General features: G+C 37.2%; 4 protein-coding genes. 3 read left to right on the top strand and 1 reads right to left on the bottom strand.

From position 1 onward, the window contains the following. A partial coding sequence (locus ACFILL_RS08545; RefSeq protein WP_375643755.1) for a beta strand repeat-containing protein occupies positions 1-3,024 on the bottom strand: 3,024 nt, incomplete at its 3' end. Positions 3,025-3,796: 772 nt separating this feature from the next. Here ACFILL_RS08545 and ACFILL_RS08540 point away from each other — a divergent pair. The 3 genes from ACFILL_RS08540 to ACFILL_RS08530 form a co-directional block, all read left to right on the top strand. Then, entirely contained in the window at positions 3,797-4,927 is a 1,131-nt protein-coding gene (locus tag ACFILL_RS08540; RefSeq protein ID WP_375643756.1) for a metallophosphoesterase, read from the top strand. A 754-nt stretch (positions 4,928-5,681) separates the two neighbouring features. Further along, complete coding sequence (locus ACFILL_RS08535; protein ID WP_375643757.1) at positions 5,682-6,056, top strand: hypothetical protein; 375 nt, start codon at positions 5,682-5,684, stop codon at positions 6,054-6,056. 13 nt (positions 6,057-6,069) lie between these two features. Then, positions 6,070-6,252 (top strand): phage tail protein (locus tag ACFILL_RS08530; protein ID WP_375643759.1); only part of this gene is annotated, 183 nt, incomplete at its 3' end.

Genomic DNA, 6,252 nt, shown 5'->3' with positions numbered 1-6,252 from the left:
TTTCAACGTCCATTTTGTATTGTTTTTCAGATCAAAGTGCACATTTCTGTCTTTAGCAATATTTGCTCTGCCCTCTAAAATAGACTGATCAGCGCTTAATGTGAAGGTGCCGTTGGAGATCGTTTTAACCTCTTTATTGTTCCAATAATTGTCATTTTTCCAAGATTTTGGATCTTCGAAAAGACCATCTCCTAACAATACATCAGCATGGATTTCTGAATTTTTGAGATTGACTGTACCGATTGACAAACCTGGAATATCTTCCATGTTATCGTTAGTAAAAGCTCCAACAAAAATTCCTGTACCATTTTCAGCATGAAGCTCTGCATTGGTCAGATTGATCTCATTACTATGATATTTTTGTGGATCATGCGAGCTATTCGGATTATTATCGGAGAAAGTTGCGAATTGTAAACCGGCAACTTCTGCTGTGGCAGAAACATCTGTCAGATCAATATGTCCGCCATTTATTACAACCATTGCAGCTTTTTTTGCTTCTATTTTATTTTGCTTCCCATTCTGAAGGGCGACGGATTGGGTATCTAGGCCTTTGGAATTAGCATCAATAGCGCCATTAACCATCTTAATTGTGCTATTATTTCCTGCAAAAAGACCAACATTAAAATTTTGAATGGTTGTTTTACCATTTAACTTAATTAAACTATCAGTTTCCTCAACGTTTACAGCAACGGTTTGTTTTTTACTTTCACCACCAGTTATTGTTAAATCTCCGCTAATGATTTGACTTCCACCGTCTGCATAAAACCCTTCATCAACATTTTGAATGGTTGTTTTGCCCATTAACCTAACTTCACTACCAGAGTCCGATGTCCATATACCAGTGCGTTCGTTGTCGGGGCCGTCAAGTGCTTCACCACCGATTATTGTTAAATCTTTGCTGGTGATTTTACCACCGTCAACTGCTCCAAGGCCGCCCAAAGTATTGTTAATTATTGTATCACCATGCAATTGAATTGTGCTGTCATTGCCACTTACAAATGCACCGTTTCCTTTTCCCTCTGTTTTTAGAGCAACATCTGTGGCATCAATATGCCCTCCGTTGATTGCGAATAACGCTGTTTCGTTCGCGGCTACGGATCCTCCCATCATTATGATCTTAGATCCTGAACCGTCTGCAAGGAGTCCTCCGCCATCAGATGATGTAATGTTAGCATTGTTTTTTAAGATAATCGTACTGCTGGCTTCGGCGCTTCCTCCTACATCACGTCCACTAAATGATCCTCCTGAGACCGTTATTGTTGAGTGATCATTTGCAACTATACTGGCGGCTGCCTGAGTCACTTCTACATTATTTAAAACAACGGTACTTTTGTCTGCTTTTATTCCAAAGTTTAGTAGCGCATCGTCTTTACTATTCGATATCTTCACACCTTCTAGCTTGTTTTCACCACTGTTACTGTTTAAGAAGCTGGCACCAACTAGAGAAGTTTTAATGGTTCCTCCAGTCATGTTTATTGCGCCACCATCGTTTGTTGTAAGTCCAATTTCACTATTACTAATCGTTGTTCCCTCAAGCAATTCAACTACACTGCCTTCACCATTAGAAAATACACCAGATGACTTATCGCTATCATTTGTTTTTAGGGTTACATCTGCAACAGTAATATGGCCACCATTTTCAGCAACCAATGCATTACCTTTCCCCGTGACGGTTCCTCCTGTCATGCTGATGGAGGAGTTTGAACTGTTTGCATAGAGTCCAACGTTATCAGATGATGTAATGTTTGCATTGTTGGTTAAAGTGATGGCGCTGCCGTTTTGAGCAGATATTGTTGTATTTTGTGCATGAAATGATCCTCCCGAGATTGTTATTGTCGAATCATGATCTGCAAATATACCGGCTGCTGCTTGAGTCACTGTTACATTATTTAAAGTGACATTACTGTTAGTTGCCTTGATTCCATTGATTAGTGGCGCATCATCTTTCCCACTTGATGTCACTACATCTTTCAGTTCGTTTTCTTTGCTTTTGCTATCCAAAAAGAATGCACCAACTTTGGACGCTGTAATGCTTCCCCCAGTCATTGCGATTGCGCCACTTTCTTGTGTTTTCAACCCGATTGTAGCATCTTTGATCTTTGTATCAGACAATTCAATCACACTGTTTTCACCTTGAGACAAGGCGCCGAATCCACTCTCAATTTTAGTACCCTTATTAGATGCAGGATTATCCCCTTCTGTAGTAGGTGCACTTGTGGTATCTCCCTTTGCTGTTAGAGTACCACCCGTGACTTTAATATGACCACCGTCGTTTGTATACAATGCTGCGTCTTTTCCAGTTACGCTTCCTCCAGTCATTTTTATGGTGGTATTTTCATCATCGGCATGGAGTCCGTTACCATTAGATGAGGTAATGTTAGTACCGCCATCTACAGTAATGGTGGTGCCGCCCATAGCATATACGCCATCCATTTTACCCTCGAATGATCCTCCGGATACTATAACTTGAGAAACGTCATCCGCAAGTATACCAGTTTCTGCTTGCTTAACTGTTACATTTTCTAAAGTAATTAAACTTTCGTTGTTTATTTCTATTCCAAGGAGTGATGATGCTTCATTTTTATTATCTGATATCACTACATTTTGCAGTATACTTCTACTATTCTTACTACCATCAATATAAACGCCAGTTTGAGAAGCTGTAATGTTCCCCCCGGTCAGGTTGATGTTAGCGCCGTCTTTTACAGAAATACCGAAACGAACATCAGAATCAGTGCCTTGAATATTTAAGCCATTTAATTCAAGCGCACTGTTAGCACCTTCAACTGTTACAACATATTTATCGCTACCTGTGTCTGTATTTGTGTTTTCATTTCCAGTTACAGTTACAGTACTGCCGGTGATTTTTCCTTTGTCTTTTACATAAATAGTCTCGTACGTTTTTCCGGATATATCTTTTTCTTCGTTGGCAACGCCAAGAGTTTCAGCATGTGCAGTGAACTGGATGTTGAATAGGATGATAGCAGCCGCAGCCGTGCATGATAAAAGGGAGGTTTTATACACCAGTATTCTCCTTATGAAAGCCCCAAAATATTCATTTCCCCGCAAACTTCATAAGAAGAAGTGAAAATGGATAATTTTTATTAATTTCGATAATTTTCTTTATTTGGTAAGACATTTTTGGTTTTTTGTCAAAATTAAAAAATAAATAATATTAAATTTGTATGAATTTATATTTAACACACAATGTGCTTGTAATGATTTATATTATATAATTAAATTTATTGTAAATCTACATTATATAAATTATAACTATTATTATACTTTACATAATTTATATTATTTTTTATAAAGTAATAATAGTATTTTTTGTAGTATTTCTGCATTTTTATAGCTTATCAAAGTGAATGATGACGGTAATACTATAACACTGTTGCTAGCACTTTTGATTATTTATACCTTATTTATGATAATATCATAATATAATTGATCTTGATATCTAAAGGAGTTGGGCGCTCTAGTATAAGAATACATTTTTTCTCCTGTTGGGGATATTTTAATAGTATACGACTAAGTTTTTATAAGCTGTTGATGTATCGATGACATTTGAAAGAGCCAGAGCCCAAGCTTATAAATCTTAATCAATTAAAGTTCTTGAAGTTGAAGGCTTGAAATCAACAGTGCTTTTATATCATCAAAGTGCACCTTCATTGAAGGATCATTGCTTTCGTTATTTCGAATTTTTGACATATTTTTGACAATAAAATCTAAAAAAATTGTCTCTGAGGAATTTTTTAATATAAAAAATATGTAACGTTTTTATGGTGATAGGTTTATGAGATATAAAGTTGAATTGGTAATCACCGTGATTGCTTTTACTCTTTCTGGTTGTTTTAATCTTGGTTCTGAAAAAATAAAAAGAGACAAGAGGCTTCATCATGATGCATTCATGGATTGGTCTATGAAAGAAAAGTCTCTTACAAAAAATTATACTGCTATCATTATGGCTGATCCGCAACCGTGGCGTTTAAACTCTGGTGATGCCAATGGAATATCAAACAGAGAGCCATGGTTAAAGATAAATGAGCAGGTTGCTGGTGTGATAAAAGCGCACAAGGCTGCATTCCATATTGTCAATGGTGATCTGACGGAGTTTGGACAACAAAAAAACTATGATGATTATGAAAATGTTTATAAAACTCTTGGAGCACCTGTCTATGAGGGGCTAGGGAATCACGATTATGCCAATAATGTTGGTAATTGTACAAATCCTCAAGAATTCAGTTTTTACAAAGATGCTTGTGCTATAAGTGCAGTTTCAAGAATGGTATCGGAAATCAAAAAATACCGTAGTCAATTAGCGCATTTCAATGCAGATGTTACTGAAAGTTTGGTTCCCATTTCGGGTGGAAATATTCGCTCGATAAGGGGGAGTTTGAGTTATTCTTGGGATTATGGAGATGTTCACTATGTGCAGCTTCACAATTATCCAAGCTATACGGTTGGTTTGAAGGGGCAGTCTACAGAAGTGCAAATCAATAAATCTTTAGATTGGCTTAGGAACGATTTAGCTGCTGCTGATGCAAGAGGTAAAGTGACAATCATTAATTTTCATGATGCGCGTGCTGCTTCCATTGATGGTGAATCCTTTTTTATTCGTAAAAAGAATGCTAAAGATTTGTCGGTCTTTAAGTCAATTATTACCTCTCATAATGTTAAAGCAATCTTCGTGGGTCACACGCATTATCAGTCTTATTGCCGTGCGAAAAATGATAAGGTTTTTGGAAATATCCCTATATATACAGCTGGTGCGCTTTTTAATGGAGATTATTACCTCTTAGATGTGAAAGGCAAGACCATTCACGTTAAAGCCTATAATGGAGAAATAGGAAAACCGCTTTTAATTAAAGATCTTGGTGTTATAGGGAAAGACACTCAATTTTCGGCAAGTTGCAGTAAGTTATAATAGGATTTGTTTCTTTGTCTTAAAGCATGAGGGAAAAAACGTATTATATGTGCGGACTTGAAGAGCAGTAGGAGTGTCTAAATGTTACTTAGAAATAGAGTGAAAAATCAGACATATTTTTTTCAAAGCTGCTAAGATTTCAGGTTATACGCTATAAGTGCAATGGTTTAATGTGAACTGAGCTTTAATACAAAGCAGAATAATGGTTTGTTATTCTATTTTTTCTTTTTAGGCTTTCATCTTTGAAGAAAGGGGAGTTTGTCAAGGGTGTGTTCATAATTTGCTAGCACTTGTTGTCCAGAATCATCAAGAAGGCTGTTTTTATTAATTTGTTGCGGTATAATTATTAAGTTATGCCCTTTATTAGAGCTTATAATATCTACTCATGGGCAACACTTTTCTTTTTCATAAGAAAAGCTTTTTATTTTGATCAATTTTTTACTTATAATCTTCAAACAATTGATGTTTTGTGATGCTGTATAATTTCTCTTGATTAATCGTATGAACTTTTAGTTGTATTACAATTTTATCTTCTTCTTTTATACGTAAGTAAATCGTTACAATAATATGATACAAATATTGGAGTCTGTTTATAGCTGTTATGGTCTCATGCAATTATCCTTAGATGACTCTCACGTGTCTTGGCAGTTTTATCTTTGCTTTGAGAGAGGTGTAAAAAGGGGATTTTAAGAAGTTTCAGTTTAGAAAGAGTTTTTTTGCCCGCGAAAAGCTCTCGGATGCTGCCAAGGCTGGTATGGAACAAGCGGGCGAAGATCTGGCTAATTCGATTGTCGATGGCTTTATGTCGTCTATCTCACAATTGATGGATTATTGTAAATCTTTGCCTAGTCGCATTAAGGGGTGGATTGGTTCCATTGATGTAAGAGAGTTTTTGCCAAGTTTTTTGGGGGGTAAAACAGCCATTCAGCCCATACCACAATTTGCGGGGGCTTCTCCTGTAAATTCATCTGCGAGAGAGCAAAGAGACAAAGACCGTTCCCCCATCACACACAATCAAAATGTCACAGTGCATGTTAATGGGGCGCGTGAACCCATGGCCACTGGTCGTGCGGTTGCCCATGCTTTGCAACGGGCACGCGCTAATGCGCTGCATGGCGGGACAGAATGAGGGGAGGGAGCCTATGAGAGATCCTTTGATGATGTTAGGACCGCATCAATTTTATGTGGATTGGCTGAATTTCCAATCTTTTGAAGAAGAGTTTTCTGCCTCATGGGTTTGTATGGAGCGTTTTGGCAGGTCCCCCAGTTTGCAATTTACCGGCTATGGCAATGATGCAAAGACCATTCATGGAGTTTGGTTTCCA

The sequence above is a fragment of the Bartonella sp. AP20NXHL genome (assembly GCF_042196165.1).
Classification (GTDB): Bacteria; Pseudomonadota; Alphaproteobacteria; order Rhizobiales; family Rhizobiaceae; genus Bartonella.
Note: the sequence above shows the minus strand (reverse complement) of the source record. Positions and strands in the feature narration are given on the sequence as shown.